We start from the raw sequence: 25,645 nt of genomic DNA, 5'->3' as shown, positions 1-25,645 counted from the left end.
AAATCAGGATAATCCGAGTATAGCAGATGCAAACAGGAGGCGGTCATGATGGTGGAGATTCGGAAACCGATACCGGTAGCGGAAGCGGTGGAGCGGGTGCTCGCACACGCCGCGCCGACGGGGACGGAGACGGTCCCGCTCGAAGAAAGCGTGGGCAGGATCCTGGCCGAGCCGGTAACCGCCTCCCATCCGGTGCCGCCGTTTAACCGGTCGCCGTATGACGGATTCGCCGTCCGTTCGGGGGATACCACAGGCGCATCCGGAAGCAACCGGCTCCGGTTTACCGTCATCGATGAAATCCCGGCGGGAAGCGTCTCGAATAAAACCCTCGGCGAAAAACAGGCCGCCCGCATCATGACGGGGGCACCGCTTCCGGACGGCGCGGATGCCATCGTCATGTTCGAACAGACAGTGGAGGACGGGGACACCTTCACGATCCGCAAGCCGTTCGAGCCGCTTGAGAACGTCTCGCTGAAGGGCGAGGACCTGGCTCAAGGGGAGGAAGTTGTGCCGGCCGGAAGCTACATCCACGCAGGGACGGTCGCGGTGCTCGCGACATTCGGCTACACGCACGTCAAGGTCCCCAGGCGGCCGGTCGTCGGGATCCTTGCCACCGGTACCGAACTGGTCGGCGTCGGCGAGCCGCTTGCGCCGGGAAAGATCCGCAACAGCAACGGCCCGATGATCGAGGCACAGCTCCGCCGGATGGGCATCGAATGCCGGACATACGGTGCACAGGCGGACGATCTGGACGCCGTTGTCGGGACAGTCGAGCGGGCGCTTTCCGAGACGGACGCGCTCATCACGACCGGCGGGGTGTCGGTCGGCGACTTCGACTATCTGCCGGCCGTCTATGAGCGAATTGGCGCCGAAGTGCTGTTCAACAAAGTCGCGATGCGCCCCGGCAGCGTGACGACGGTCGCCGCTGGCGGCGGCAAGCTGCTGTTCGGCCTGTCGGGTAACCCTTCGTCCTGCTTTACCGGTTTCGAACTGTTCACGCGTCCGGCGCTCCTCAAGATGATGGGCGCGGACAAGCTGTTTTTGCCTCATACAAAAGCGGTGCTCGGCGAGGATTTCACGAAGCCGAACCCGTTCACCCGTTTCGTCCGAGCAGTTTATGATGGCAACACAGCATCACCAGCCGGATTCAACAAGTCCAACGCGGTGTCCTCGATCGCCCGCGGCAACGCGATGATCGTCTTGCCGGGCGGGACGCGTGGCTTCAGGAAAGGTGACGAAGTCGATGTCCTGCTGCTCGGCGTCGAGGAAGGCAGCGCCCAATGGACACTGTGAGGGTGTTCCAGGTCGCCGGGTTCAAGAACAGCGGAAAGACGACGCTGATCAGGACACTGATCGCAGAGGCTGCCTCCCTCGGGCTTCGGACAGCCACGGTCAAGCACCATGGCCACGGAGGTCCGCCCGCTCTGCCCGACCCGGACACCGACAGCATGAAATTCTTCCGGGACGGGGCGGCGGCTTCCGCCGTATCGGGAGACGGGGTGATCCAGCTTCATATGAGAGAAGCGGAGACCGGTCCTCTTCCATTGATTCGTTTGGCGGCCGCTGCACGGCCGGATCTCATCCTCGTCGAGGGGTTCAAGCAGGCGCCATTCGAGAAAATCGTTCTCGTGCGGAGCGCGGAGGACTGGGAACAACTGAAAGATCTTCCGGATATCCGGCTCGCCGTCACTGCAGGCACTGACGCACCTGGTGCGCCGGAAGTCGTTATGAGGGAAGACACAGAAGCCATCCGCGGCTGGTTCGGCCGCTGGCTAAAAGGGGGGACAGGCCATGTCCATCTATGAAATCACCGACAAGCCGATCGACCCGCAACGTTACGCGGACCACGTTCTCCGTCCCGAGGCAGGGGCCGTCGTCACGTTCACCGGCCATGTCCGCGAGTGGACAAAGGGCATCCGGACGCTTTATCTGAGCTATGAGGCATACGTGCCGATGGCGGAAAAGAAGATGGCCCAGATCGGCGGAGAGATCGAAGAAAAGTGGGAAGGGACCTGCGTCGCGATCGCCCACCGGATCGGCGAACTGGACGTGGGCGAAGTCGCCGTCGTCATCGCCGTTTCCTCGCCCCACAGGAAAGCCGCTTATGAAGCCAATGAATACGCCATCGAGCGCATCAAGCAGGATGTGCCGATCTGGAAAAAGGAAATCTGGGAAACAGGCGAGCAGTGGATCGGCGACCAGAACAAAAAACCGGAGGTGCGAAATCCATGATCAATCTTCTGTATTTCGCGGGCATCCGTGATCTGACGGGTGTTCCCGAGGAGCAGGCCCCGCTTGCCGGCAGGACGGTCGGGGAGCTGCTGGAATGGGCGGAGGAAAAGTATCCGGGCATCCGCGGAGGCGGGGCGCGTGTTGCGGTGAATGAGGAGTATGCCTTGGAAGGGGACGTCCTCGCTGAAGGCGACACCGCCGCAATTATCCCGCCGGTGAGCGGCGGCTGATGACGACGGGAATTGTCCTCGCGGGCGGACAGTCCAGGAGATACGGATCGCCGAAGGCCTTTGCCGATTACGAAGGCCGGCTGTTCTGGGAGAGGGCGCACAAAGCGCTCCTGGAAGGCGGCTGCAGTGGAGTCGTCGTCTCCGCCCGGCCGGAACACGCAGGGCGGTTTGGCGATGCGGACGTCATTACGGACCTTCCGGAGTTTGCCGATGCCGGTCCGCTTGCCGGCATCTGTTCTGCTATGAAACTGAGGCCCGCGGACGGGTTCGCCGTGATGCCATGCGACATGCCCGGCATCGGCCCGATGGAAGTGAGGAAGCTCATCACGCTGGCTGACCCGGATGCGGATGTGACCGCCGTCCGCACGAAAAACCAACCGATTCCGCTGTTCAGTGTCTGGAGCGGAGAGCTTGCCGGCCGCATCGGAGAAGCGCTTGCACGTGGCGAACGGGGCGTCATGCCGTTTCTCGCTTCTTTGGAGACAGAATGGATCGACGCGCGGGAACTGAATCCGGACCTGTCCGTATTCCGGAACGTGAACACGCCGAACGAGCAATGAGAAGGAGGAAGCGAACATGACCCGACAGCCTTTGACTGACCGGTTCGGACGGCCGATCCGTGATCTTCGGATCTCCGTCACAGACCGTTGCAACTTCAGATGTTCCTACTGCATGCCGAAAGAGGTATTCGGGGACGACTATGCCTTCCTCCCGAAGTCGGAGCTGCTCACCTTCGAGGAAGTCCACCGGCTGACCCGCCTGTTCGCGGACGCCGGCGTCAAGAAAATCCGCCTGACCGGAGGCGAGCCGCTGATGCGCCGGGGGCTTCCGGAACTGGTGGAGCGGATCCTCTCCGTCGGCAGTATCGAAGACATCGGCCTCACGACGAACGGGCTGCTCCTCGGCGCGCATGCCCAGCCGCTTTATGATGCGGGCCTGCGCCGGCTGAACATCAGCCTCGATGCCCTGGACCCGGTCATCTCCGGTGAACTGAACGGTCGGGGCGTCGACCCATCGCGTATCCTGAAGCAGATCGACTACGCCAAGGACGTCGGTTTCGAGATCAAGGTGAATATGGTCGTGAAAAAAGGCGTCAACGATTCCGAGATTCTGCCGATGACCGCTTATTTCAAAGAGCGCGGCATCACGCTCCGGTTTATTGAATTCATGGACGTCGGCAACGACAACGGCTGGAGCTTCAGGGACGTGGTGACGAAGAAGGAGATCTTCGACAGGCTCAGCGATGTGTACGACCTCGAGCCGGTCGGGCAGGACTACTACGGAGAAGTCGCCAAGCGATACCGCCACAAGGACAACGGCGCGGAGATCGGCTTTATCACCTCGGTGTCGGAATCGTTCTGCTCGACATGCACCCGCGCACGCCTGTCATCCGACGGCAAGCTGATCACCTGCCTGTTCGCGGAAGGCGGATTCGACCTGCGCGGCCTGATCCGGGACGGAGCTACCGATGAAGAACTCATGGCCGCCATCGCGGGCGTCTGGGAAAATCGGGCTGACCGCTATTCCGACGAACGCACCGAACAAACCGCGCGCAACCGGAAGAAAATCGGCATGTCGTATATTGGCGGATGAATAATTGGGAAACAGGGCTGACACACGGAGCGGAAATGATCCGCATCGGGTGTCAGCCCTGTTTGATAAGCGCTTATGTCAACGTCTCGATGAAATAACGCAACGTCTCACTTCGATATGTCAACATCTCAATGAAAGAACGCAACGTCTCAATAAAATATGTCAATGTTTCGCCCCGGTACGTCTGCGCCCCATATAAAAAAGCCGCAGCGATGCGGCCATACGTCAGCTGTTGATGGATCCTGTCTGTTTGTCATCCTTTGCCGCTTCGAAATTGCCGGAGCCGACACGGCGCTTGATTTCCTCTTCGGATAAAGGTTCGAGTGCGGTTTCGTCTGTCGGAAGGTCGATGGCGCCGGCCTCCATCTCCATGTTCTCCAGCCGGGCAAATCCCGCGTTGGTCTGCCGCCCCAGCTCTTCGCGGAGCTTCCGGTCCTCGTACGTCTCTTCCATGAACGGTTCCTTTTTCGCCATATCCATCCCCCACTTCATTCGATTTCCCTAAGTTTACCCTACTGTTGGCACTCCAAAACGATGCAGAATCATTCGGTCTTCTCCGTCTGAACGACTTTTTTCTTTTCCCGCCACTTCGTGATCCATTCCGTTCCGAAATCTACGAGCAGGTCCATATCAATTACCCGAGTGTCGGCCTGACCGATCTTGCAGCGGGTCACCGCTTCCGGACGTTCTCGCTCGAATGCCATGCCGAGCGGCGGGAAGTCGTCGGATTCCAGATCCGCCATGTCGTATTCGACCCATTTCCTCTCGCCGCCCACCAGCAGGGCCGCGCCGTCCCGGTAGGTCTCAAGGCCGGGTGCCCGGTATTCGGACAGATGCAGGGCTGTGCAGGAGTCGTAGCCGGTCCCGACGAGCAGGATCTTCATACGAGAGCCGTACATCTTCCCGAGCGGGGAACCCTCCCCGAAGGAGTCCTCCAAAGGGTGATCCTTCATCCACTCTGCCGCATCGCGTCCCCAGGCGATGAACGAATGAGCCGGATGCGGGCTTCGGATTGTCTCGGGATGGCGGTGGAGGCATTCAGGGACCTTGCCCATTCCGCGCAGGTGCGTCAGGCGGGGGTCATAGGCCGGCAGCGTAAGCCGGATCGGCTCATGCCATTCTTCCGGGACCGGAGGCATCATCCAGTGCCTCGGGTCTGAGTTGTCCGAGGACTGCGAAGGCATGACGACCGTCCCGTCTGCCGTTACGGTTTTAAGCAGTGCCTCGACAAATGCCTGCTCGCCGCCGGATACCCAGCCGACTTTTTTTAACGAAGTGTGGACGATGATCCGGTCACCTTTTCTGATTCCCGCATCGGCCAAATGCTCTTTGATCGTCTCTTTTGAAATGAATTCTCCTGTCCGGAGCACGACATCCAGTTCGTTCATCGTTCATTCCCCCATATTCGTTTTATTCAGAGTACCTTATTTGGATGCCCCGCGGAACGGGTATAGAATGAATTCAGGGAGGTGCTGGGAAATGGAAAACTGGAAACTATGGATTAACGGGGAATGGAAGGACGCGGCGCGCACGTACGAGCTCAAGTCGCCGTATTCCCAGGAAGCGATTGCAACGGTTGCAAAAGCGGATGAAGAAGATGTGAAACAGGCAATTGAAGGCGCCCATGAGGCGTTTCTCGAGTTCAGGAAATGGCCGGCATACGAGCGGGCCGAACTGCTTTACCGGGCGGTTGACCTGATCGAGGCGAGGAAGGAGGAGCTGGCGCAGCTGCTGGTGCAGGAAGCGGGCAAGCCGATCAAGACGGCGCGCGGCGAAATCGACCGGACGATCGCGACATACCAATTCTCGGCGGAAGCTGCCAAGTCGCTATCCGGCGAGACGGTGCCGATGGACGCGGCGCCAGGCGTCACGGACCGCATCGGCTGGACAAAGCGGGAGGCGCTCGGCGTTGTCGCGGCGATCACGCCGTTCAACTTCCCGTCGAACCTGGTCGCTCACAAACTCGGACCGGCATTCGCTGTCGGAAACACGGTCGTCCTGAAGCCGGCTACACAGACGCCGCTATCTTCTCTGGCACTCGCCGAGATCTTCAAGGAAGCGGGCCTGCCGGACGGCGCCCTCCAGATCGTGACGGGAAGCGGCAGCGAGCTGAGCGACCCGCTCATCACGAATGACCTCGTGAAGAAAGTGACGTTCACCGGGAGCGTGCCGGTCGGGCTCGACATCAAGTCGAAGGTCGGCCTGAAAAAGCTGACGCTCGAGCTCGGCTCGAACTCCGCACTGATTGTCGAGCCGGACGTGCCGCTCGAGAAGATCATGCCGCGTGCCGTCACCGGCGCATTCGGCTTTGCCGGGCAGGTGTGCATCTCGCTCCAGCGCGTGTATGTGCATGACGACATCTACGATGAATTCGTGGAACAGTTCGTCGCAGAAACGGAGAAACTCCAGATCGGCGACCCGGCAGATGAATCGACCGATGTCGGCTCGATGATCCATCCGGGCGAGGCGGACCGCGCCATGGAATGGATCGAGGAAGCGAAAAAAGTCGGTGCGACCGTCCGCACAGGCGGCGAGCGCGTCCAGAACGGCATCGCTCCGACCGTCATGACCGACGTTACGCCGGATATGAACGTCGTCTGCAAGGAAGTGTTCGCCCCGATCGTCACGATCATGAAGTACTCGGACCTCGATGAGGCGATCGACCTCGTCAACGACTCTGAGTACGGCCTGAACGCGGGTATCTACACGCGCGACATCGAATCCGCGATGAAAGCCGCAGACGAAATCGAAGCCGGCGCTGTCATCATCAACGACATCCCAACATTCCGAGTCGACAACATGCCATACGGCGGCGTCAAGATGAGCGGCTACGGCCGCGAAGGCGTCAAATACGCCATCGACGGTATGACCGAGCTGAAGTTCATTACGGTGAAGACGACAATCTGAGTGATCTCGTTAAAGGCAGTGAGAAATGATGAGATTGGATAAGCTTGACTGGTTTTTATTGCTGTTGGTCATTATCGTCTCAGCAGTAGTTTATAGTGCCTATAGCGGAGAACTGCCGAACGGCTACCTGGTTTTGATGATCCTGCTTGTCGGTCTGGTGGTAGGTGTTTTGAAAAGAGTACTGTTCAGGCCGAAACAATGAGCGTTTTATTCGACTGGTAATCGCTCGTATAGCCACGGTTAAGACTCAGGCATTCAGGGTAATCATTCGAACCCAACAGGTAATAACCCATATAACAGAAGCCGGAAGAGGACATCCCCCTTCCGGCTTTTTGATGCTTTCCGCCCAATCCGTCCGGGTCTTTCCTCCTCTTTTCTTCCAATCGGAAACCTGCTCAGCCGTATCCCGGTAGAATAGAGGTATGGAGCAAGTCGGTCAAGACTCGAAATGGGGAATAAGTGATGAATATGGAAGAAATCTACCAAGAAATCGCAGAATTGATTGATGAGACGATACCGGAAGAGTGGAAAAACGTAAAACTCTATGTAGAAGGATGGGAAGGATACTCCACAGCCTATTTTTACTATTACCCTGAAAACAATGAAAAACCAATATTGAGTTATTCCATTCCAGAGCGCTTTGCAATTGATAAGATGGAATTCCATCAGCAGGAACGCAAGATTAGACGTACGGTCTTGTCCCTACAGAAAGCGTTCGAGTCGAATGGACAAGAGCCTTGGACGAACCTCACTTTCATTCTCAACCGTGATGGAACATTCCATATCGACTATGGCTATGAAGATTTGACTGAAGCAGACCCCGGGGAGCAGCGCAAAGCGTGGAAGGCCAAGTACGGGATTGAGGCGAGAACATGAGGGTTGATTATGGTTATGAGGACTTGTCTGAGCTTGATCTGATTGAAAAATAGGTTCACCGGGAAGCAAAGCATGTTTTCAGCGAGTAACAGGGAGTGAAGAATTTGGCTCGGGAAGCGGAAGAGATCTATCAAGCACTCGCCAATCAGTTGAATGACCTGATCCCTGAGCAATGGGAAAAGGTCTTTCTTTACGTGGAAGATTGGGATAATTCATCGACCGCCTATTTCTTTTATTATCCTGCAGAGGGCACAGGTCCAGTGCTCAGCCACGATATTCCGGAGATATTTGATATGGACCCAGATGACTTCGAGATGAAGGAGTATGAGCTTGGCGAAACAGGGCTTTCCCTTCAGCGCGTCTTCAGAGAAGACAGGCAGGAACAGTGGACAAGCTTCACGTTTATCCTGGAGAAAAATGGCCGGTTCAAGATGGACTACGGCTATGAAGATTTAAGCGAAGTCGATCCAGGAGAACAGCGCGAAACGTGGAAGGCCAAGTACGGAATTAAATAAGAATGACATAATGAATATACACACCAGACAACCAGTGAAGGAGAATCCCTGATGGAGATCCGACTGTTAAACGAGTCCGACGCCCATTCGTACCAGCAAGTCCGATTAGGCGCTTTGAAAAACAATCCGGAAGCCTTTGGTTCAACGTTCGAGCGGGAAGCTGCTTTTCCGCTTGATTTTGTGGCAAGCCGATTAAAGCCGGATGAAGATCAGTTTGTCCTGGGGGCATTTCAGGACGGCGGATCATTGGCCGGCATCGTGACGTTCAAGCGCGAAGAGTCCCCCAAGATGCGGCACAGGGGAAATCTCTATGCCATGTATGTGGCGCCGGAAGCGAGGGGCAGGGGCATGGCTAAGTCACTGCTGGAAGAATTGATCAGGCGGGCCAGGGAAACCGATGGACTCGAGCAGATCCATCTGGCAGTCGTCACCGATAACGGCCCTGCCAGGAAGCTCTACACGTCCTTGGGGTTCAAAGTGTATGGAACCGAGCCCCGTGCCCTGAAAGTCTGCGGGAAGTATTATGACGAAGACCTGATGATCCTGAGATGGTGATCGTAAAACGGAAGCCCCTGCGGGCTTTCGTTTTTTCATCTTCAGCGGGAAATCGCATTGTCCGGCACCCCTCGTTCTGCTAAAGTGGACTTGTATTTCGAAAACGAAAATAGTTCTGAAAAGAAAGAAGGCGAACCGATGAATATTTATCTTTCGGTCGACATGGAAGGAATCACGGGCATTCCCGATTACACGTTCGTCGATTCATCCCAGCATAACTATGAAATCGGGCGGAGCCTCATGACGGGGGACGCCAACGCGGTAATCGAAGGGGCGCTGGCCGGGGGGGCGGAGCATGTGCTCGTCAATGACAGTCACTCGAAGATGAACAACCTATTGCCTGAGAAGCTGCATCCGGAAGCGGAACTGATCAATGGCGGTGTGAAGCTGTATTCGATGGTCGAAGGCCTGGACAGCATGTATGACGGCGCCATCTTCACGGGCTACCATTCCCGCGCGGGCCAGCCGGGGGTCATGAGCCACTCGATGATCCATGCGGTCCGCAATATGTGGATTAATGAGCAAGAAATTGGAGAAATCGGCTTTAACGCATACATCGCGGGTTATCACGGCGTTCCGGTCATCATGGTGGCAGGCGACGACGGGGCGTGCCGCGAAGCGGAGGAACTCATTCCGGGCGTCTTGACGGCGACGGTTAAAAAGTCGCTGACGCGCTCCGCTGTCCGGTCCCTCTCCCCGCAGAAGGCACATGAACTGCTGAAGGAAAAGGCGGCCGAAGCGATCGCGAACCGCGGCAATGTCAAACCGCTGACACCTCCGGACAACCCGGTGCTCCGCATCGAGTTCACGAACTACGGCCAGGCCGAATGGGCGGCGTTCATGCCGGGCTGCGAAATCGAACCGGGGTCGACGGTCGTCCGGTTCGAGGCGAAAGACATTTTGGAAGCGTACAGTGCGATGCTCGTCATGATCGAGCTCGCGCTGCAGACGACCTACCGATGACGGAACTGATCCGTCCGGAGCGTCTGAAGCGGGGCGACACCGTCGGAATCATCGCCCCGTCCAGCCCGCCAAAAACCGAACAGCTGACCCGTTCGCTGGCCTTCTTGGAATCGCTCGGCCTGAACTGGAAGATCGGCAAGGCCGTCGGGAAAAAAGAGCGGTATCTCGGGGGAACCGACCAGGAGCGCCTGGACGACCTGCACGCGATGTTCAGGGACCCGGAAGTCAAAGGCATCATTTGTGCAAGAGGCGGCTACGGCTCCGCGCGATATCTTGAGAAGATTGATTACCAGATGATCAAGGAAAACCCGAAGATATTCTGGGGGTACAGCGACATCACCGCGCTCCACCAGGCCATCCATATGTATTCGGACATGGTGACGTTCCACGGGCCGATGCTCGAGTCGGACGTCGCCAAGGATGACTTCGATCCGCTGTCTGCCAAACTCTTTGAACAGCTGTTCCAGCCCCTCGAACTCCATTACGACGAATCCGTCTCTCCGCTCACCGCGTATTCCGGAGGAAGTGCGCGTGGTCAGTTGATCGGCGGAAACCTGTCGCTGATCGCTTCCAGCATCGGCACAAAGTTCGCGCCGTCGTTTGACGGGAAACTGCTCCTCATCGAGGACACCGATGAGGAGCCGTACCGGGTAGACAGCATGCTGACGCAGCTTAGGCAGTCGGGTGTGCTGGAGCGGGTGGCCGGCATCGCCATCGGCGACTTTAAATATCCTAAGAACCATAAGGGCGACTTCTTTTATGAAGAAGTGTTCCGTGACTTCTTCGAAGGGTTCGGAAAGCCGGTCTTGTCCGGTTTCCGGATCGGCCACTGCCAGCCGCACTTCGCGGTCCCGCTCGGCGTCGAGGCGTATCTGGACGCCGATGCAAAGACGCTCACCATCCTGCCGGGTGTTGAGTAAGCGCACGGTATATCAGACTAATATTAGAATCAATGAAGGTTAATATAAGGGGGAAATTCACCATGAAACCGCTCATCGGCATCACGACCCATGTTGAACTCGACTATAAGCACGTCCTGAACCACGACTACATTACCGCTGTCCAGAGGGCCGGCGGCATTCCGATGCTCATCCCGATCGACACGGAAAACGACGCGGACCGGATCCTGGACGCGCTCGACGGGCTCGTCGTCTCCGGAGGGGGAGACATCGACCCGACGCTATTCGGCGAAGAGCCGCATCCGAAGCTTGGGGAGATTTCTCCGGGCCGGGATGCATCGGAGCTTGCGCTCATCAAGGGAGCCTTGGAGCGCGATATGCCGCTTCTCACCATCTGCAGGGGTCTTCAGGTCATGGTCATTGCCGAGGGCGGCGACATGTATCAGGATATCTACTCGCAGATTGACAGGGAACTGCTCCAGCATAGCCAGCGCGCCAACCGGGTTCATCTTTCCCATTTCGTCGAAGCGGCGGAAGGCAGCATCCTTCGGGAGGCTGCACAGGCAGAGAAGTTCCGGGTGAATTCCTATCACCATCAGGCTGTGCGCGATGTGAAGGCGCCGTTCGCAATCTCCGGTGTCGCATCAGACGGTGTGATCGAGGCAGTCGAAAGCACGGAGCACCGGTTCGCGGTTGGCGTCCAGTGGCATCCGGAAGCACTTGCCGCAGCAGGGGACAGCACATCACTCCGCCTGTTCGAGCGGTTCATCGAAACAGCAAAGGAAGGGGCGGGAACCATTGCAAATCATTGACCTGCACTGCGACGCATTATTGAAACTGTATGAAGCGGACGGCAAGATCCGTTTTGCCGACGCGCCGGAACTGGATACGAACCGGGAGCGTCTCCGGAAAGGGGATGTGAAGCTCCAGGCCTTCGCCATCTTTATCTGGCCGGGCATGAAGGCGGAAGAAAAGTTCCAGGCCGCCCTCGACCAGGTGCACTGGTTTTACACGGATGTCCTCGGCAACAACCCGGACATGAAACTGATCCGGGATTGGTCGGATATCGACTCATTAAAAGAAGGAGAGACGGGGGCACTTCTTACGCTTGAAGGCGTGGACGCAATCGGCAACGACCTGAAGAAGCTGTCGATCCTCCACCAACTCGGTGTCCGCTCGGTCGGACTTACCTGGAACAACGCGAACCTCGCAGCGGACGGCGCGGGCGAGCCCCGCGGAGCCGGCCTCACGACATTCGGCCGGGAAATCGTCCAGTTCAACAACGAGCACCAGATCCTGACCGACGTATCGCACCTGTGCGAGAAAGCGTTCTGGGACGTGATCGAAACGGCGGATTACCCGATTGCGAGCCATTCGAACGCCCGGTCGGTCCGCGACCATGTCCGGAATCTTTATGACGAGCAGGCAAAGGCGCTGTTCGATAAAGGCGGCATGATCCATGTCGTCTACTGCCCGGCTTTCATCAAGGAAGGGACGGTCACCATCGACGACCTGATCCGTCACATCGATCACTTCTGCGGCCTCGGCGGCGAGAAGTTCATCGGTCTCGGCTCTGACTTTGACGGCATCGCTGACAAAGTCGAAAACCTGGCCGATGCCTCGATGCAACAGAATCTCATTAACGAACTGCTGAAAAAGTATTCGGAAGACCAGGTCAAAGGATTCGCCTACCGGAATTTCCTCGAAAACCTGCCAAAATGACAAAAAGACAAGGAACCGCCGATGCGGAACCTTGTCTTTTTTTCTGCTGACGTCATCCGACATATTTCCCGGGAAATAGCTGCAAGAAACGACAAGCTACGCCATCGCAAGAATGGAAGCGATCATGCTCACGGTAAACAGGTAAAGGCCGAATAGAAGCACCGGGCGGTGAGGAAGAGGAGCCTTCCTGAATTCAGGGTCTTTGTTCCTGCCTTCCGCTTCCCTGATGTAGCTCTCTTTCCGGTTCGCCGTACGGAAGAACTTTCTCCAGTTTCTTGTAAAAGTCTCTGTTACATCATGCCGGGCGATATAAAGTATGCCGCCAGCAAGGAGGACCATAATGCTTGTCCAAAATAGTATATCCGCGGCCCGGACAGGGTCCGGTGTGCGTGTCATCCATGACCATCCGACAAACATCAGAGGAATGACAAAAATAACCGGCACATAACGTCGATTCATGTCCGCCCTTCTTTCATACTTAAAATTAACAACGGTTCAAACTATCTAAATTGTGAAAAAAGATATTGCTTTATATCCGTAGTATACGTAAAATAGGATTACATTTCGATAGAGACAAGGGGGAAAATGGCATGAACAAAAAGTGGGTATCTCGCTTCATGGCTCCAGCCGCGGCGGCACTGATCCTCGCGGGCTGCAACTTCAGCGGTTCCGGTGATGAGGCATCCGGCGATGCGGAAGGCGGAAGTGCCGAAGGGGACGGCAGCTCCGCACAGGTGATCACGCTGAGCGAACAGTCGGACATCCCGACGATGGACTCCACGAAGGCACATGACTCGATCGCCTTCAACGTCCTGAACAACATCAACGAAGGTCTCTACCGTCAAAATGCCTCCAACGATGTGGAGCTGGCGATGGCCGAAAAGCATGATAAAAACGAAGATGAAACCGTTCACACGTTCACGCTCCGCGAACAGAACTGGAGCAACGGCGAGCCTGTGACGGCTCAAGATTTCGAGTATGCGTGGAAGCGTGTCATGCGCGAAGCCGGCCCGTACAACTACATGCTCGTGACGGCCGGCATCAAAAATGCCGAAGCGATCATGAATGAGGAAAAGGACGCAGATGAACTCGGCGTCAAGGCAATCGATGAAAAAACGCTTGAAGTGACACTTGAAGCGCCGAACCCGCTGTTCGAAACACTCTTGGCATTCGCGACATTCCTGCCTCAGAACCAGGCGTTCGTCGAAGAGCAGGGCGACCAGTACGCGCTTGAAGCCGAAAACGTTCTCTCCAACGGTCCGTTCAAATTCACCGAATGGCAACAGGAGCAGGGCTGGACACTTGAAAAGAACGAAGACTACTGGGATGCCGAAAACGTCAAGCTCGACAAAGCCGATTTTGTGGTTGTCAAGGACCCTCAGTCCGGAGCCAACCTGTACGAAACCGAGAAAGTCGACCGCGTGAAGCTGACGTCTTCCCTCGTCGACCAGTACAAGGACAACGATGGATTCACAAACGAGAAAGCGTCCGGGATCGTGTTCCTGCGCTTTAACCATAATCACGAAGTGCTGAGCAACGCGAACATCCGCCGTGCCGTCAACATGGCAATCGATCGTGACGGCCTGACCGACGTCATCCTTAAAGACGGTTCCACACCGCTTTACGGTGTTGTTCCTGAAGGATTCTACACATCTCCTGAAGGTGTTGACTACCGCGAGCTGAACGGCGACATCAACAAAGGCACTGCCGAAGAAGCGAAGGAATTCTGGGATAAAGGTCTCGAAGAAGCGGGTATCGACAGCCTGACCGTTTCCCTGAACATCGCGGATACAGATGAAATGAAGAAAGTCGGCGAGTACCTGCAGGCCCAGCTGGAAGACAACCTGCCTGGATTCAAGCTTGAACTGAAGGCGGTTCCATTTGCACAGCGCCTTGAAATTGAAAAGGCGATCGAGTACGATCTCTCGCTCTCGACTTGGGGACCTGACTATGCCGATCCGATGACTTACCTCGACATGTGGGTGGACGGCAGCTCGGCGAACCGGATGGACTACAGCAATCCGAAGCTGGATGAGCTTGTAGCCGAAGCACGCACGGACACGGACCTCAGCAACCGCTACAAGACCCTCCTCGAAATCGAGAAGGTCCTTCTTGAAGAAGATGCCGGGGTCGCACCGCTTTACCAGCGGGGCAATACGTACCTGACCCGTCCGAGCATCGAGAACCTCGTCATCCACCCGGCTGGCGCGGACCTCTCGCTCAAGTGGGCATCGGTCAAGTAATCCTTTTATAGCAGCAGACAAGCGGGGAGCCACTGGTGCGGCCCCGCTTTTCTTATATTCATTCGCACCGAACTAAAGCGAGGTGACCGACATCATGAAACGCTATCTGATACAACGCTTTGCCTATGCTGTCATTACACTGTTCATCATCGTGACCGCCACGTTCCTGCTCATGCAGCTGCTTCCGGGGACGCCTTACTCGAACGCGGAAAAGCTGACCGAGTCACAGCGGGCGATCCTTGATGCGAAATACGGGCTCGACAAACCGGTGGCGATCCAGTATATCACCTATATCGGTAACCTGATCCAGGGTGATCTCGGTTATTCATTCCAATACCAGGGCCGTACCGTCATGAGCATGATTGGCGACCGCATCGGACCCTCCGCGCTGATCGGCCTGCAGGGGCTTGTCTTCGGCACGATCATCGGCCTTGTGCTTGGCATCATTTCAGCACTTCGCCACAATACCGCGGTCGACTACGTTTCGGTGACCATCGCCGTCCTCGGCATGTCCATTCCGTCGTTCGTTTTCGCGGCGCTTCTTCAGTACTTTATCGGCGTCAAGCTCGGCTGGCTGCCGGTTGCGCTGTGGGAAAACTATCAGAGCACCATCCTGCCGTCGCTTGCCCTGTCTGTGACGGTCATTGCGACCGTCGCCCGGTTTATCCGGAGCGAGATGCTCGAGGTGCTCGGGCAGGACTATGTCACGACCGCACGGGCCAAGGGGCTGAATGAGTCCGGTGTCATATGGAAGCACGTTATCCGAAACGCCCTCATCCCGGTCGTCACGATGCTCGGACCGCTTGCCGTATCGATCATGACGGGGACGCTCGTCATTGAGAAGATCTTCGGTGTTCCGGGACTCGGGGAACAGTTCACACTGTCGATCCTCGTACTCGACTACAGTGTCATCATGGGCATCACGCTGCTTTACAGCGCGCTCTTCATCTTCGTCGTCTTCGTCGTCGATGTGCTGTACGGCCTGCTTGATCCGCGGATCGACCTGAAAGGGGGAAGCAAGGCATGACGACCATCCAGCCGAATGACGGAGACTTCAAGAATCTCCGCAGCCAAGACCGTCCGGCGGAACCGTCCGCGGACCTGTTCGTCCCGCAACCCCTTGATTCAACGGTACGTGAGGAGCTGGCGGCGCCTGCACCGACTTTCTGGAAAGAGGCATGGGAGCGCCTGTTCAAAAACAAGGGTGCGGTCGTGTCCCTCGTTCTCCTGATCATTCTCAGTGCCATGTCTCTGATCGGCCCGTCGATGAACGAGTTCACTTACCGCGAGCAGCATATCCCCCACTCGAACCTCCCGCCGAAGGTCGCGGGTCTCGAATGGCTCGGTTTTGACGGGAAAGACGTGAATGGCGTCGACCAGTATACCCAGCGCGGCGTCGAGACCAACTACTGGTTCGGAACCGATGAGTTCGGGCGGGACCTGTGGACCCGCGTCTGGAAGGGAACGCAGATCTCGCTGTTCATCGCGCTTGTCGCAGCGTTCCTCGACCTCGTCATCGGGGTCATCTACGGCGGCATCTCCGCCTATTACGGGGGACGGATCGACAACTTCATGCAGCGGATCATCGAGATCCTGACCGGGATCCCGAACCTGATCGTGATCATCCTGTTTATCCTTATCCTGGAACCGGGCATCCGTTCGATCATTCTCGCGATGATCATCACCGGATGGGTCGGGATGGCCCGGGTCGTCAGGGGACAGATGCTCCAGCTGAAGGGGCAGGAATTCGTCCTTGCTTCAAGGACGCTCGGTGCCTCGGATTCCAGGCTGATGAGAAAGCACCTGCTTCCGAACGTCATGGGGCCGATCATCGTCACCGTCATGTTCACGATTCCGACGGCGATCTTCTTCGAAGCGTTCCTGAGCTTTATCGGCCTCGGGCTGCAGGCGCCGCTTGCCTCGCTCGGGGTGCTGATCGAGGACGGCTATGACGCCATCCGCTCGTTCCCGTACAAGCTGCTTATTCCTGCAGTCGTCATCAGCCTTGTCATGATCTGCTTTAACCTGCTGGCAGACGGGCTGCGCGACGCGCTCGATCCGAAAATGAGAAAGTGAGGGGTCAGACAATGGACAACCACATCCTTGAAGTCAACAACCTGCATGTTTCATTCAAGACCCGCAACGGCGAGGTCCCGGCGGTAAGGGGCGTCAACTTTTCTCTGAAAAAGGGGGAGACGCTTGCGATCGTCGGCGAGTCCGGCTTCGGCAAATCGGTGACGGCAAAGTCGATCATGCAGCTGCTGCCAAAGCAGAACACGATCATTCCCGAGGGTGAAATCCTCTACGAGGGAAAAGACCTACTGAAGTTTTCCAAGAAAGAGATCCAGAACGTCCGCGGTTCCGACATTTCGATGGTCTTCCAGGATCCGATGACATCCCTGAACCCGACGATGAAAATCGGCAAGCAAATCATGGAGGGGCTTTCCCGCCATATGAGCCTGACGAAAAAGCAGGCCCGCGAGCGGGCGAAGGAAATGCTTGAGCTGGTCGGCATCCCGAATACCGAAGCCAGGCTTGATGCGTACCCTCATCAGTTTTCCGGGGGGATGCGGCAGCGCGTCGTCATCGCGATTGCGCTGGCCTGCAATCCGAAGGTTCTGATTGCCGACGAGCCGACTACAGCGCTGGATGTGACGATCCAAGCCCAGATCCTCCGCCTCATGCGCGGCCTCCAGGAAAAGATGGATACCGCGATCGTCCTGATCACTCACGACCTGGGCGTCGTCGCCAATATGGCCGACCGCGTCGCCGTCATGTATGCCGGGGAAGTCGTAGAACAGGGGACGCTGGATGAGATTTTCTACAGTCCGCAGCACCCGTACACGCTCGGTCTGCTCCGGTCGATGCCGAACCTGGACGCCCCCCGCACCGAGCCGCTCATCCCGATCCCGGGCTCTCCGCCGGATCCGGCGTCGCTCGGAACAGGCTGCCCGTTTGCCGCGCGCTGCCCGTATACGATGAAGGTGTGCCACGACCACAATCCGGATTACACCGCAGTGAGCGGCACACAGGCGGTGCGCTGCTGGCTGCAGGATGAACGCACGCCGGAAGAACATGTGCCGGAAGTGATCCGGAAAGGCCGCCAGACGTCGGAGATCGCCGCCGACCAGGCCGCCATCGATGCAGCGGGAGGAGTGCCGGTATGACACATGAATTGAAAGAACAACACACCACGAATGCCGGTCAGGACGATCTGCTCGTCGTCAGTGACCTGAAGAAACATTTCCGGCTCAACCGGAAAACCGTGCTGAAGGCGGTCGACGGCATCAGCTTTTCAATCAAAAAGGGCGAGACGCTCGGTCTTGTCGGCGAGTCCGGCTGCGGCAAATCGACGGTCGGACGGACGCTCACCCGGATCTATGAGCCGACCGACGGCGAAGTCCATTTTGACGGGCTCAAGTTGAAAGGCCGGCTGGACGGGAAGACGAAAAAGCGCATCAACCGCGATGTGCAGATGATCTTCCAGGATCCGTACTCGTCGCTGAACCCGCGGATGACCGTCTCCGAAATCATTTCGGAAGGCCTCGTCATCCACAATCCGGACATGTCCCAGAAGGACCGTGAAAAGCGTGTCCATGAACTGCTTCTGCTGGTCGGCCTGAACAAGAACCATGCAGGCCGCTACCCGCACGAATTCTCCGGCGGCCAGCGCCAGCGGATCGGCATCGCGCGTGCGCTTGCTGTCGAGCCGAAGTTCATCGTCGCCGATGAGCCGATTGCGGCACTCGATGTCTCGATCCAGGCACAGATCGTCAACCTGCTCAAGGAACTGCAGGAGGAGCGCGGTCTGACCTATCTGTTCATTGCCCACGACCTGTCGATGGTCAAGTACATCAGTGACCGCATCGCCGTCATGTACCTCGGCAAGATCGTCGAGCTCGCCGGGAGTGAGGCGCTGTACGAAAAGCCGCTTCACCCGTATACTCAGGCGCTGCTGTCGGCGATTCCGCTGCCGGATCCTGAAAAAGAACGCACCCGTGAGCAGATCGTTCTGACCGGGGATGTCCCAAGCCCGACCGACATCCCATCCGGCTGCCGGTTCCGAACCCGCTGCCCATTTGCAATGGACAGCTGTGCCGTAATCGACCCGGAATTCCGTGAAGTCGAACCCGGCCACTCCGTCGCCTGCCACCTGTATGATGCAGAAATCATGGCGAAGGAAGGCAAAGAACTTAAGACTGTATGATGGTGGAACTCCCCGGCAGGCCGGGGAGTTTTCTTTTTGGGGAATTGGTGGGAGAAGTTGCAATAAGGCGTCCGGACTTTAAATAAAGAACCGGAAGTTGCAACAAGTCGTCCGGACTTGAAATAAGGAACCTGAAATTCCAACAAGGACCTGGGATTGCAGCAGGCAGTTCCGGGTCGCAATAATATTGGAGACGGTCTTTGTACAATGCATCCCGCGCCCAATTCGGGTATACTGTTGCGTACCAACCCGGGCAAGTGCCCGGACAGAAGAGGTGTTGCCATATGGCAGAAGCGATTCCAATGAGCCGGTCCCGGACGAAGACGACAAAACTCGTCATGCCGCCGGACACGAATCACCATGGAACCATTTTCGGGGGCCAGGTACTGGCCTATCTGGATGAAATGAGCGCAATCGCGTCTATGAAGCATGCCGGAGCGGCAGTTGTCACGGCGTCAATCGACTCAGTGGACTTTGTCTCGCCTGCAAGGGTAGGGGATGTGCTCGAGATCGAAGCAGTCGTGTGCTCCACCGGTCGGACGTCGATGGAAGTGTTCGTCCAGGTGCACTCGGTCGACATCGTCACCGGTGCCCGAAAGCTGACGACCGAATCATTCGTCACGATGGTCGCGATGGATGAAGAAAACAAGCCGACGCCGGTTGCCCCGGTATACCCGGAGACAAAGGCGGAAAAAGCGCTGTTCGACAAGGGCCCTGCGCGCCGGGCAAACCGCCGGGAACGCCAGTTGATCAAGCATTCATGACAGAAAAGCCGTGCAGCGGGAAACACCGCCGCACGGCTTTTATTTGATCTCAAACTCTGCCGCAACTGAATATTCGAAGCCGTCCGTTCCGGTGATGGTCTTCACAAGCCGGTAGGTACCGGGGGTTAGTACGGTTCCGAGGTCTCCGGTATCCAAGGTCATCCGTTCCGTTGCGCCCGGCCGCAGCATCTCACCATAATCTATGAATTCCGGATTCCGGTAAAATACGGCGTCTGAGTAGATGATTCCATACCAGCCATCCTTCATCATTTTCTCGAGCGCCGCGTACTCGCCGTAACCGGGGGCCTCACCGCCGAGGTTTGTCAGCTCATAAACGATTTCATACCGGCCTTCAGTCTGATGAACCTCCAGAATCTCCAAGCAGACTCCTGAAAGAGCAGAAGCCACCTGCTGATCCGGAACGGGATGGGGAAGGAGGCGCGGTCCGGCTTCCCGGCTACATCCCGCAATCAGCAGCACGAGCATCAGCTCCAGTGTTTTCCGTGCCATCTCCGTCACCTCTTGGCAAAAGCATAGCCTGTTTCTGCGGAAAACACGTTGACGCCCATCAAGAAATGGGAAACGAAACCTCAGAGTGATAAAATCGTAGATAAATCAGGGGGTGCTTGGATTGATGAGGGAAGCGATCTACGACCGGCAGACCGAGCTCCGGATGCGCATGACGGAGCGGGACCGGATGAAAAAGCGGTATGAAGCAAAAGAGGCGGAGCGGGCCGGGGCCAGGCGCGACTATGATCGTCTAAAGGCCCATCTCACAAAAGAGCAGCAGGACGTCCTGAAGCTCGGGCAGTTTTCGTTTGCGAACAAGTTTCGCCAGCTGACCGGCAAGATGGACGAGATCATGGAAAAGGAACTGAACGAGGCGGCTGAAGCCGAGCTGAAGTTCAATGAGGCCGAGAAGGTGCTCATGGACCTGGAAGAAGAGACGTCTGCGCTGAAGATCGAGCTTGACCGCCCGGAGTACGAGTTCCTCGATGATGACTGGGAAGCATTCCTGCAGGAAAAAGAACTTTGGATGCGCAACAACGACGAAACGGCAGTCAAGAAGCTCCAGCAGGTGGCCGATGAGCGTGCGATGCTCCAGTCGCTCCGCAGGGAGATCGAGGAAGCGATCCATGCCGGACAGGATGCCGGACGGGTGCTGCAGGCGGCGATGAGCCAGCTCGGCAACGCGGAAGGAATGTCGATGTGGGACACGTTCCTCGGCGGCGGCATGATCGTCACTGCGATGAAATATTCCAGCATCAACAGCTCCGATGACAAGATTCACCGCGCCCAGCGCGCACTGCGCCGGTTCCAGTCGGAGCTCGCAGATGTTGAGGAATTCGACCGACAGCGCCTGACGGTCAACAAGAACGACTTCCTGAATTTCGCGGACTTCTTCTTCGACAATATGTTCACGGACTGGATGGTGCACTCGCGCATCACGGAAGCAAAAAGCGAGCTGGACCGTGTCCTCGCAGATGTCGAGCGGGTGCTCCGTGAACTCCGTGACCGGCTCACGCGTACGGATGAAGAGATTGCACGGCTGGCCGCGCGGGAACGGGAGATTATTCTTTCATAATCAGCAAAGCACCCGGGACACTCAGGTCACGGGTGCTTTTTGCATGAGCGGACTTATTCCGCAATACTTTCCGATCGGCCGACGGAGAAATAGCGCTCCGGTTTCATTTCCCCGGCGTATCCTTCCAGATCGAGGGTGAGGCTGTCCAGATTCACCTTGTCCTCGTGGAAAACGGCAGATGGCAGGCTTGTTGTGAAGGAGTACGTTTCGCCCGGTGCCAGTTCCCGGCCGGAGAACACGGAAGCACGGAATGGATTGCCCTGAATCTGATTGTTATCGTTCCGGTCGTAGCTTGCATACAGACGAAGATCCACCAGGCGGATTGAAGAGCCATTCGCGACGGTGAATTCATAGCTGGTCGCCCGTTCACTACGGCTGATCTCACGGGAAGTCAGCTCAACATTTTTAAGTTCTTCCCAAAGCCCGTCATCTGCAAGAACTGCAGTGGATTTTCCCGGACTGACATCCGTGGACGGAGCGGCCGTCTCGGGGGATGCTGATGGCTCTTCGGTCAGATCTGACATCAGGAATGAGGCCCCGAGAAGGAGGAACAGGGCGGTTGCTGCTGTTGCGACCACCCAATAGAGAGGGCGGGCCTTTTGCTTCTTCCCTGCATGAATGGCGGAGTACAGCCTTTCTTCCTCACGTGCCGTGAAGTGGATGTCGCTTTCCAACGACTGTTTCAACTCCGCTGAGACTTTTCGATCAAACGGATCCATTCGCCTTGCTCCTTTCCAGTGAAAGTTTCAGGGACTCCCGGCCCCGCTGCAATCGCGTTTTGATAGTGTTGACGTTCTGGTCGAGAACCTTGGAGATCTCTGCGACGCCCATGTCCTGATAATAGTAGAGAATCAGCACTTCCTTGTATTTCGCGGGGAGCGCGGAAATCTGGACGATCATTTCCTGTGAGTGGTGCCGGCCCATCAGCTTGTCTTCAGCGGAAGGGCCGGTTTTGAACAGGCCGATGACCGGCTTGTAGACAAGGTTACGGAAATTCCATTTACGATGATGGTCTTTGCATTTGTTGATGGTGATCCGGATCAGCCATGTTTTATATTCGGACTCTTGCCGAAAGTTTCCCAGGTTCTTGTAGCAGCTGATAAACACTTCCTGGACAATGTCCTCGCACTCTGCGTGGTCGTGGACATAAATGTAAGCAATCCGTTTCAGTTCGTCCGCATGGAGGCGGACGAGGCTGTCGAACAGTTCACGTTGTCCCGCGCTTGTTTCAGTAGGACTGTGTGCCATGATGTCCAAGCGCTCACCTCCTTTTCAATAATTAGACGGATGCCGCTCCGTACCGGACTCAATTTAAATGATAAGAAAAACTTATGTATAATAATAAAAACCTTCTAATTTCCTTATCGATGAAATGGTTGTATACTAATATTACCAACTAAAGAGGGAGGTGCGGTGATGGAATACATCGGGCTGTTTTTTATCGGGCTCGTGGCGGTGACGATCGGGACGCTTGCCGGGGGCGGCGGGCTGATCACGCTGCCGGCGATGCTCCTTCTCGGCATACCGGTCCACGCCGCGGTCGGGGCGAGTAAGATCTCCAACACGGTCAGTTCGCTTTCGACGTTTTTGACGGTCCTCCTGAAGAAGAAAATATCTTTTAGGGAACTGTATTGGATCATGCCGGTATCGCTTTCGGGCGGGCTAGCCGGCGGTTTTATCGCAAACGGGCTGAGCGAAGCGACGATGCTGACGGTCGCATCGGTGCTGCTGGTTGTGGCGTTTATTTTCTCTTTCCTCTCGAAAGGGGACTTCAGCGGGGATGCGAAACTGAAGCCAAGCAAGACCGCTGTCCCAAGCCTGTTCGGTGTCGGCATTTATGATGGCTTGTTCGGTCCGGGCCAGGCGACGATCCTTTTGCAACTGTTCGGCCACCTGAATATTTCCTATATCCGGGCGATCGGATTTGTCCGTGTTGCCACGTTTTCGAGCGCGTTCGGAGCGGCAGTCGGCTACGTCACATCGGGCAACATCATTTGGCCGGTTGCCATAGCGCTTATGCTCGGCTCGCTGACCGGCGCACGGGTCGGCGTCCATATCGCCGAAAAGATCAATCCTCGGTTCATCAAGCCGATTTTGCGGCTGGTCACGCTCCTGCTCATCGTCGAGATTGCAGCGGAGAACTTTCTGTAATCATGCGCGCCCAAAAACAAGGGTCCCAAAACCCGAATTCTACACTTCATATAGCAAACGGCACGGATGCCGGGAGACTCCTCGAAAATGCTTCTCATTTCCTTCGTGCGAGGCTTATTCGAGGAGGCTTTTCTGTCCTGCAGGAAAAGCCGGGCTGTCGAGACCCGCTTTACGCGGGGCTCGGCGCCGGCCTGCGGTAAGCGACCAGAGTCCGTGCCGTTTGCTGTTTTTACTTTTAAACTGACTTTCTGGCCCATTTTCGCCTGCATATAAAAAGATCCGTGACCGGAATCGGAACGGATCAGTCTCTTTCAAGTGCAAACCGGTAATACTTTGCGGCCATTTTATATGCCCGGACTTCATAATAATGATCGGCCAGCTCCGTGCTGATCTCTTTGACATCGACGATAAAGTTCCAGTCCGATGCCAATTGGATGGCTTTCTGCATTTCTTTCTCATAAGCGGGCTCATCGCCCTTCACTTTGTGCAGATGGGCCTGCTTGTGCAGAAGCAGGACTTTTGAGCCCGGAAGGTCGTACCGCTCGGCTACGTCGAAAGCACGATTCAGGTAGTACTCCGTCCGTTCCCAGTTTTTCTGTTCGGCATAAAGCTCCGCCAGCCTCGTCAGAACGGGGGTGGTGAACTTTTCGTTTTCAGCCAGTGTATCCAGTTCAAGGCTCTTCTTAAAATAGGTGCGGGCCTGCGCGGAATCGCCCATCTTCTGATAGATCCGGCCATAGTTATAATCAATCACAGCCCGCTTGGACAGGGTCGCATGTCCATCCGTGGATTGGTCGAGTTCTGTCAGATAGCCGAGCGTCTGATCATCCAACTGATCCAGGTAATGAAGTGCATCTTCGTAATCACCCATTCTGTGGGTGATGATGGATAGTGTAGTCAGGCAATCCGCAACGCCTCTCTGATGGTCCGACTGAAGGAAAAGCTCCAATGCCTGCTTGCCGTAGTGAAGGGCAAGTTCCAGGTCGGTATCGTCATCAAGCTGTGTGCGTGAGAGAGCCAGGTTGAAAAAATTCCTCGCGTGATCGATGCCTGGAGAGTTGTCATCCAAGTGTTTTTCGATGATTTTCTCATAACGGTACGCTTTTTCAAACTGCTGTCTGGAATAGTAGAAACGGGACAGGGCCCGATAATAATCAAGGGCAATTTCGGCATGTTGAGGCTCGGGTTCGTCAGGCAGAAGGTTTTCGGAACGCCGGACGTATTCTTCCACATCGGTGACGGGATTTTCCTGTGCAGATGCGTACTCGATCAGCATGGTGTAAATCTGGAAAAACGTCTTGGGTGAATGATTTTCAAGCGCGGTCATTCCAAGAAATGATACCTCGGAATGATCGAGCGGTTGTCCGGATTTATACGATTCATATAGTTTGCCGACTTCCTGTTCATCACGGTCATTATCGGGCTCGAGAATCAGAGACGGAAGCACCCCCAGCTTATTAGCGACTTCTTTGATAAACCGTCCTGACGGTTTTGCTTTGCCGCCTTCAATCCGGCTGATGTAGGTGACCGAACAGATTCCTTCGACCAATTCTGACTGGGTGAATCCTTTATGTATACGGATTTGTCTCAGTCGTTCCCCCACTTCCATTTTTTGGACCCCTTCCATTACTAAATAATCCCCTTCAAATATCCTTAAATGGAACCAGAATCTACCTTATCAGTTTCGATGAACAAAAAAAAACTCCTCCGCATCGGAAGGAATTGAGCGTAAAGGCTTATCGGGAGGAGTGACAAATTCCCCATCGTTTTTCATCTTTAGTAGAAAAGAGTGATGAAAATGATCGACATCCGTCCCAAAGACGTACTTAGAGGAATTGTTCGCCGCGTTCCCCTTTATCAAGCGGGCTGATGACATCGTGGTCTGCAAGTCCGATGGATGCCATGCCCGGAAGAATCATGACCGTGATCACCAGGACATTTAGTACAAATGCTTTTGCTTTTTTCATTGCTGTATTCCTCCCTGTTCGTTTTGTAACCTCATCGTAACGGAGAGGAAATGTTAAAGAGAAGAAGTAAAATTCAGTTAATTATCGACACATTCATGACGCAATTCAACCTCTGAATTTTAGTAAAGTCGACCTGTTTTCAGCCGGTTAACCGGCTGTTTTTTTGTGCCTGTTTTACTTATTGAGCTTTACTTTTAAACGGCCGTACGATTGGGCTACACCGAAAGGAGGTGAAA

At 56.0% G+C, this 25,645-nt stretch carries 31 protein-coding genes; 23 read left to right on the top strand and 8 right to left on the bottom strand.

Annotation, left to right across the window (positions count from 1 at the left end):
- Window positions 1–48 precede the first annotated feature (48 nt).
- From DZC51_RS07490 to moaA, 6 genes are read left to right on the top strand one after another with little or no spacing between them, the layout of a single operon-like run.
- Window positions 49–1,293 (top strand): molybdopterin molybdotransferase MoeA, encoded by a 1,245-nt coding sequence (locus tag DZC51_RS07490; protein WP_157294761.1) that lies wholly within the window; start codon window positions 49–51, stop codon window positions 1,291–1,293.
- Complete coding sequence (gene mobB, locus DZC51_RS07485) at window positions 1,281–1,805, top strand: molybdopterin-guanine dinucleotide biosynthesis protein B (RefSeq protein ID WP_157294760.1); 525 nt, start codon at window positions 1,281–1,283, stop codon at window positions 1,803–1,805. The genes DZC51_RS07490 and mobB overlap by 13 nt, the downstream gene beginning before the upstream one ends.
- Entirely contained in the window at window positions 1,792–2,232 is a 441-nt protein-coding gene (locus DZC51_RS07480) for a molybdenum cofactor biosynthesis protein MoaE (RefSeq protein WP_157294759.1), read from the top strand. Before mobB ends, DZC51_RS07480 begins: the two co-directional genes overlap by 14 nt.
- Entirely contained in the window at window positions 2,229–2,462 is a 234-nt protein-coding gene (gene moaD, locus DZC51_RS07475) for a molybdopterin converting factor subunit 1 (protein WP_157294758.1), read from the top strand. The genes DZC51_RS07480 and moaD overlap by 4 nt, the downstream gene beginning before the upstream one ends.
- Window positions 2,462–3,022: a molybdenum cofactor guanylyltransferase gene (gene mobA, locus DZC51_RS07470; RefSeq protein ID WP_157294757.1), complete on the top strand. Its 561-nt coding sequence runs from the start codon at window positions 2,462–2,464 to the stop codon at window positions 3,020–3,022. The genes moaD and mobA overlap by 1 nt, the downstream gene beginning before the upstream one ends.
- A gap of 16 nt (window positions 3,023–3,038) precedes the next feature.
- Window positions 3,039–4,055 (top strand): GTP 3',8-cyclase MoaA, encoded by a 1,017-nt coding sequence (gene moaA / locus DZC51_RS07465; RefSeq protein WP_157294756.1) that lies wholly within the window; start codon window positions 3,039–3,041, stop codon window positions 4,053–4,055.
- A gap of 225 nt (window positions 4,056–4,280) precedes the next feature.
- Here moaA and DZC51_RS07460 read toward each other — a convergent pair whose 3' ends face one another.
- Window positions 4,281–4,529 (bottom strand): hypothetical protein, encoded by a 249-nt coding sequence (locus DZC51_RS07460; RefSeq protein WP_157294755.1) that lies wholly within the window; start codon window positions 4,527–4,529, stop codon window positions 4,281–4,283.
- 68 nt (window positions 4,530–4,597) lie between these two features.
- The gene (locus tag DZC51_RS07455) at window positions 4,598–5,443 is read right to left on the bottom strand and encodes an AAC(3) family N-acetyltransferase (RefSeq protein WP_157294754.1); all 846 of its coding nucleotides are present in this window, start codon (window positions 5,441–5,443) and stop codon (window positions 4,598–4,600) included.
- A gap of 91 nt (window positions 5,444–5,534) precedes the next feature.
- Here DZC51_RS07455 and DZC51_RS07450 point away from each other — a divergent pair, with 91 nt between their 5' ends.
- The 9 genes from DZC51_RS07450 to DZC51_RS07410 all read left to right on the top strand — a co-directional run bounded on the left by DZC51_RS07450 (window position 5,535) and on the right by DZC51_RS07410 (window position 12,492).
- A complete protein-coding gene (locus tag DZC51_RS07450) occupies window positions 5,535–6,962 on the top strand; it encodes an aldehyde dehydrogenase family protein (RefSeq protein ID WP_157294753.1) in 1,428 nt (475 codons plus the stop codon).
- 34 nt (window positions 6,963–6,996) lie between these two features.
- Window positions 6,997–7,164, top strand: a complete 168-nt coding sequence (locus tag DZC51_RS07445) for a hypothetical protein (protein WP_157294752.1) — start codon at window positions 6,997–6,999, stop codon at window positions 7,162–7,164.
- A gap of 260 nt (window positions 7,165–7,424) precedes the next feature.
- Complete coding sequence (locus DZC51_RS07440; RefSeq protein ID WP_232524085.1) at window positions 7,425–7,838, top strand: immunity protein YezG family protein; 414 nt, start codon at window positions 7,425–7,427, stop codon at window positions 7,836–7,838.
- A 104-nt stretch (window positions 7,839–7,942) separates the two neighbouring features.
- Complete coding sequence (locus tag DZC51_RS07435; protein ID WP_157294751.1) at window positions 7,943–8,353, top strand: immunity protein YezG family protein; 411 nt, start codon at window positions 7,943–7,945, stop codon at window positions 8,351–8,353.
- A 51-nt stretch (window positions 8,354–8,404) separates the two neighbouring features.
- Window positions 8,405–8,908: a GNAT family N-acetyltransferase gene (locus DZC51_RS07430; RefSeq protein ID WP_157294750.1), complete on the top strand. Its 504-nt coding sequence runs from the start codon at window positions 8,405–8,407 to the stop codon at window positions 8,906–8,908.
- Window positions 8,909–9,046: 138 nt separating this feature from the next.
- The gene (locus tag DZC51_RS07425; protein WP_157294749.1) at window positions 9,047–9,871 is read left to right on the top strand and encodes a M55 family metallopeptidase; all 825 of its coding nucleotides are present in this window, start codon (window positions 9,047–9,049) and stop codon (window positions 9,869–9,871) included.
- Complete coding sequence (locus DZC51_RS07420) at window positions 9,868–10,791, top strand: S66 peptidase family protein (RefSeq protein ID WP_157294748.1); 924 nt, start codon at window positions 9,868–9,870, stop codon at window positions 10,789–10,791. The genes DZC51_RS07425 and DZC51_RS07420 overlap by 4 nt, the downstream gene beginning before the upstream one ends.
- Before the next feature lie 62 nt (window positions 10,792–10,853).
- Window positions 10,854–11,582 carry a gamma-glutamyl-gamma-aminobutyrate hydrolase family protein gene (locus tag DZC51_RS07415; RefSeq protein ID WP_157294747.1) on the top strand — a complete coding sequence of 243 codons (729 nt, stop codon included), beginning with the start codon at window positions 10,854–10,856 and terminating at the stop codon, window positions 11,580–11,582.
- The gene (locus DZC51_RS07410) at window positions 11,569–12,492 is read left to right on the top strand and encodes a dipeptidase (RefSeq protein WP_157294746.1); all 924 of its coding nucleotides are present in this window, start codon (window positions 11,569–11,571) and stop codon (window positions 12,490–12,492) included. The genes DZC51_RS07415 and DZC51_RS07410 overlap by 14 nt, the downstream gene beginning before the upstream one ends.
- Before the next feature lie 96 nt (window positions 12,493–12,588).
- Here the strand turns inward: DZC51_RS07410 and DZC51_RS07405 are convergent, their stop codons facing one another.
- Complete coding sequence (locus DZC51_RS07405) at window positions 12,589–12,951, bottom strand: DUF3899 domain-containing protein (protein WP_157294745.1); 363 nt, start codon at window positions 12,949–12,951, stop codon at window positions 12,589–12,591.
- 131 nt (window positions 12,952–13,082) lie between these two features.
- Here DZC51_RS07405 and DZC51_RS07400 point away from each other — a divergent pair, with 131 nt between their 5' ends.
- The 6 genes from DZC51_RS07400 (at window position 13,083) to DZC51_RS07375 (ending at window position 19,706) form a co-directional block, all read left to right on the top strand.
- A complete protein-coding gene (locus DZC51_RS07400; RefSeq protein ID WP_157294744.1) occupies window positions 13,083–14,735 on the top strand; it encodes a peptide ABC transporter substrate-binding protein in 1,653 nt (550 codons plus the stop codon).
- Window positions 14,736–14,829: 94 nt separating this feature from the next.
- Window positions 14,830–15,762: an oligopeptide ABC transporter permease gene (opp3b, locus tag DZC51_RS07395; RefSeq protein ID WP_157294743.1), complete on the top strand. Its 933-nt coding sequence runs from the start codon at window positions 14,830–14,832 to the stop codon at window positions 15,760–15,762.
- The gene (gene opp3C / locus DZC51_RS07390; RefSeq protein WP_157294742.1) at window positions 15,759–16,811 is read left to right on the top strand and encodes an oligopeptide ABC transporter permease; all 1,053 of its coding nucleotides are present in this window, start codon (window positions 15,759–15,761) and stop codon (window positions 16,809–16,811) included. The genes opp3b and opp3C overlap by 4 nt, the downstream gene beginning before the upstream one ends.
- An 11-nt stretch (window positions 16,812–16,822) precedes the next feature.
- The gene (locus DZC51_RS07385) at window positions 16,823–17,902 is read left to right on the top strand and encodes an ABC transporter ATP-binding protein (protein ID WP_157294741.1); all 1,080 of its coding nucleotides are present in this window, start codon (window positions 16,823–16,825) and stop codon (window positions 17,900–17,902) included.
- Entirely contained in the window at window positions 17,899–18,942 is a 1,044-nt protein-coding gene (locus DZC51_RS07380) for an ABC transporter ATP-binding protein (RefSeq protein WP_157294740.1), read from the top strand. Before DZC51_RS07385 ends, DZC51_RS07380 begins: the two co-directional genes overlap by 4 nt.
- Window positions 18,943–19,226: 284 nt before the next feature.
- Window positions 19,227–19,706 (top strand): acyl-CoA thioesterase, encoded by a 480-nt coding sequence (locus DZC51_RS07375; protein WP_157294739.1) that lies wholly within the window; start codon window positions 19,227–19,229, stop codon window positions 19,704–19,706.
- A gap of 39 nt (window positions 19,707–19,745) precedes the next feature.
- Here the strand turns inward: DZC51_RS07375 and DZC51_RS07370 are convergent, their stop codons facing one another.
- Window positions 19,746–20,216: an immunoglobulin-like domain-containing protein gene (locus DZC51_RS07370; protein WP_157294738.1), complete on the bottom strand. Its 471-nt coding sequence runs from the start codon at window positions 20,214–20,216 to the stop codon at window positions 19,746–19,748.
- 124 nt (window positions 20,217–20,340) lie between these two features.
- Here DZC51_RS07370 and DZC51_RS07365 point away from each other — a divergent pair, with 124 nt between their 5' ends.
- Entirely contained in the window at window positions 20,341–21,291 is a 951-nt protein-coding gene (locus DZC51_RS07365; RefSeq protein ID WP_157294737.1) for a hypothetical protein, read from the top strand.
- 53 nt (window positions 21,292–21,344) lie between these two features.
- On the opposite strand, the gene DZC51_RS07360 is transcribed toward DZC51_RS07365, so the two are convergent.
- On the bottom strand, window positions 21,345–22,010 hold the full coding sequence (locus tag DZC51_RS07360) for a hypothetical protein (RefSeq protein WP_157294736.1): 666 nt from the start codon (window positions 22,008–22,010) through the stop codon (window positions 21,345–21,347).
- The gene (locus tag DZC51_RS07355) at window positions 21,997–22,539 is read right to left on the bottom strand and encodes a sigma-70 family RNA polymerase sigma factor (RefSeq protein WP_232524090.1); all 543 of its coding nucleotides are present in this window, start codon (window positions 22,537–22,539) and stop codon (window positions 21,997–21,999) included. The genes DZC51_RS07360 and DZC51_RS07355 overlap by 14 nt, the downstream gene beginning before the upstream one ends.
- A gap of 168 nt (window positions 22,540–22,707) precedes the next feature.
- On the opposite strand from DZC51_RS07355, the gene DZC51_RS07350 reads away from it, so the two are divergent.
- On the top strand, window positions 22,708–23,442 hold the full coding sequence (locus DZC51_RS07350; protein ID WP_157294734.1) for a sulfite exporter TauE/SafE family protein: 735 nt from the start codon (window positions 22,708–22,710) through the stop codon (window positions 23,440–23,442).
- 301 nt (window positions 23,443–23,743) lie between these two features.
- Here the strand turns inward: DZC51_RS07350 and DZC51_RS07345 are convergent, their stop codons facing one another.
- Window positions 23,744–25,051: a helix-turn-helix domain-containing protein gene (locus DZC51_RS07345; RefSeq protein WP_198304077.1), complete on the bottom strand. Its 1,308-nt coding sequence runs from the start codon at window positions 25,049–25,051 to the stop codon at window positions 23,744–23,746.
- A 217-nt stretch (window positions 25,052–25,268) separates the two neighbouring features.
- Entirely contained in the window at window positions 25,269–25,409 is a 141-nt protein-coding gene (locus DZC51_RS07340) for a hypothetical protein (protein WP_157294732.1), read from the bottom strand.
- Between the last annotated feature and the right edge of the window lie 236 nt (window positions 25,410–25,645).

Source organism: Bhargavaea sp. CC-171006 (assembly GCF_009761675.1).
Lineage (GTDB): Bacteria > Bacillota > Bacilli > Bacillales_A > Planococcaceae > Bhargavaea > Bhargavaea changchunensis.
This window is presented reverse-complemented; position numbering and strand designations above follow the sequence as displayed.

Coding starts and splice junctions, on each gene's coding strand:
- DZC51_RS07385 (WP_157294741.1), top strand. CDS start 16,823: ATGGACAACCACATCCTTGAAGTCAACAACCTGCATGTTTCATTCAAG.
- DZC51_RS07455 (WP_157294754.1), bottom strand. CDS start 5,443: ATGAACGAACTGGATGTCGTGCTCCGGACAGGAGAATTCATTTCAAAA.
- DZC51_RS07425 (WP_157294749.1), top strand. CDS start 9,047: ATGAATATTTATCTTTCGGTCGACATGGAAGGAATCACGGGCATTCCC.
- moaA (WP_157294756.1), top strand. CDS start 3,039: ATGACCCGACAGCCTTTGACTGACCGGTTCGGACGGCCGATCCGTGAT.
- DZC51_RS07490 (WP_157294761.1), top strand. CDS start 49: ATGGTGGAGATTCGGAAACCGATACCGGTAGCGGAAGCGGTGGAGCGG.
- opp3b (WP_157294743.1), top strand. CDS start 14,830: ATGAAACGCTATCTGATACAACGCTTTGCCTATGCTGTCATTACACTG.
- DZC51_RS07370 (WP_157294738.1), bottom strand. CDS start 20,216: ATGGCACGGAAAACACTGGAGCTGATGCTCGTGCTGCTGATTGCGGGA.
- opp3C (WP_157294742.1), top strand. CDS start 15,759: ATGACGACCATCCAGCCGAATGACGGAGACTTCAAGAATCTCCGCAGC.
- DZC51_RS07450 (WP_157294753.1), top strand. CDS start 5,535: ATGGAAAACTGGAAACTATGGATTAACGGGGAATGGAAGGACGCGGCG.
- DZC51_RS07460 (WP_157294755.1), bottom strand. CDS start 4,529: ATGGCGAAAAAGGAACCGTTCATGGAAGAGACGTACGAGGACCGGAAG.
- DZC51_RS07340 (WP_157294732.1), bottom strand. CDS start 25,409: ATGAAAAAAGCAAAAGCATTTGTACTAAATGTCCTGGTGATCACGGTC.
- DZC51_RS07380 (WP_157294740.1), top strand. CDS start 17,899: ATGACACATGAATTGAAAGAACAACACACCACGAATGCCGGTCAGGAC.
- DZC51_RS07480 (WP_157294759.1), top strand. CDS start 1,792: ATGTCCATCTATGAAATCACCGACAAGCCGATCGACCCGCAACGTTAC.
- DZC51_RS07440 (WP_232524085.1), top strand. CDS start 7,425: ATGAATATGGAAGAAATCTACCAAGAAATCGCAGAATTGATTGATGAG.
- DZC51_RS07375 (WP_157294739.1), top strand. CDS start 19,227: ATGGCAGAAGCGATTCCAATGAGCCGGTCCCGGACGAAGACGACAAAA.
- DZC51_RS07405 (WP_157294745.1), bottom strand. CDS start 12,951: ATGAATCGACGTTATGTGCCGGTTATTTTTGTCATTCCTCTGATGTTT.
- DZC51_RS07355 (WP_232524090.1), bottom strand. CDS start 22,539: ATGGCACACAGTCCTACTGAAACAAGCGCGGGACAACGTGAACTGTTC.
- DZC51_RS07400 (WP_157294744.1), top strand. CDS start 13,083: ATGAACAAAAAGTGGGTATCTCGCTTCATGGCTCCAGCCGCGGCGGCA.
- DZC51_RS07430 (WP_157294750.1), top strand. CDS start 8,405: ATGGAGATCCGACTGTTAAACGAGTCCGACGCCCATTCGTACCAGCAA.
- mobB (WP_157294760.1), top strand. CDS start 1,281: ATGGACACTGTGAGGGTGTTCCAGGTCGCCGGGTTCAAGAACAGCGGA.
- DZC51_RS07345 (WP_198304077.1), bottom strand. CDS start 25,051: ATGGAAGTGGGGGAACGACTGAGACAAATCCGTATACATAAAGGATTC.
- DZC51_RS07365 (WP_157294737.1), top strand. CDS start 20,341: ATGAGGGAAGCGATCTACGACCGGCAGACCGAGCTCCGGATGCGCATG.
- DZC51_RS07360 (WP_157294736.1), bottom strand. CDS start 22,010: ATGGATCCGTTTGATCGAAAAGTCTCAGCGGAGTTGAAACAGTCGTTG.
- DZC51_RS07350 (WP_157294734.1), top strand. CDS start 22,708: ATGGAATACATCGGGCTGTTTTTTATCGGGCTCGTGGCGGTGACGATC.
- moaD (WP_157294758.1), top strand. CDS start 2,229: ATGATCAATCTTCTGTATTTCGCGGGCATCCGTGATCTGACGGGTGTT.
- mobA (WP_157294757.1), top strand. CDS start 2,462: ATGACGACGGGAATTGTCCTCGCGGGCGGACAGTCCAGGAGATACGGA.
- DZC51_RS07415 (WP_157294747.1), top strand. CDS start 10,854: ATGAAACCGCTCATCGGCATCACGACCCATGTTGAACTCGACTATAAG.
- DZC51_RS07420 (WP_157294748.1), top strand. CDS start 9,868: ATGACGGAACTGATCCGTCCGGAGCGTCTGAAGCGGGGCGACACCGTC.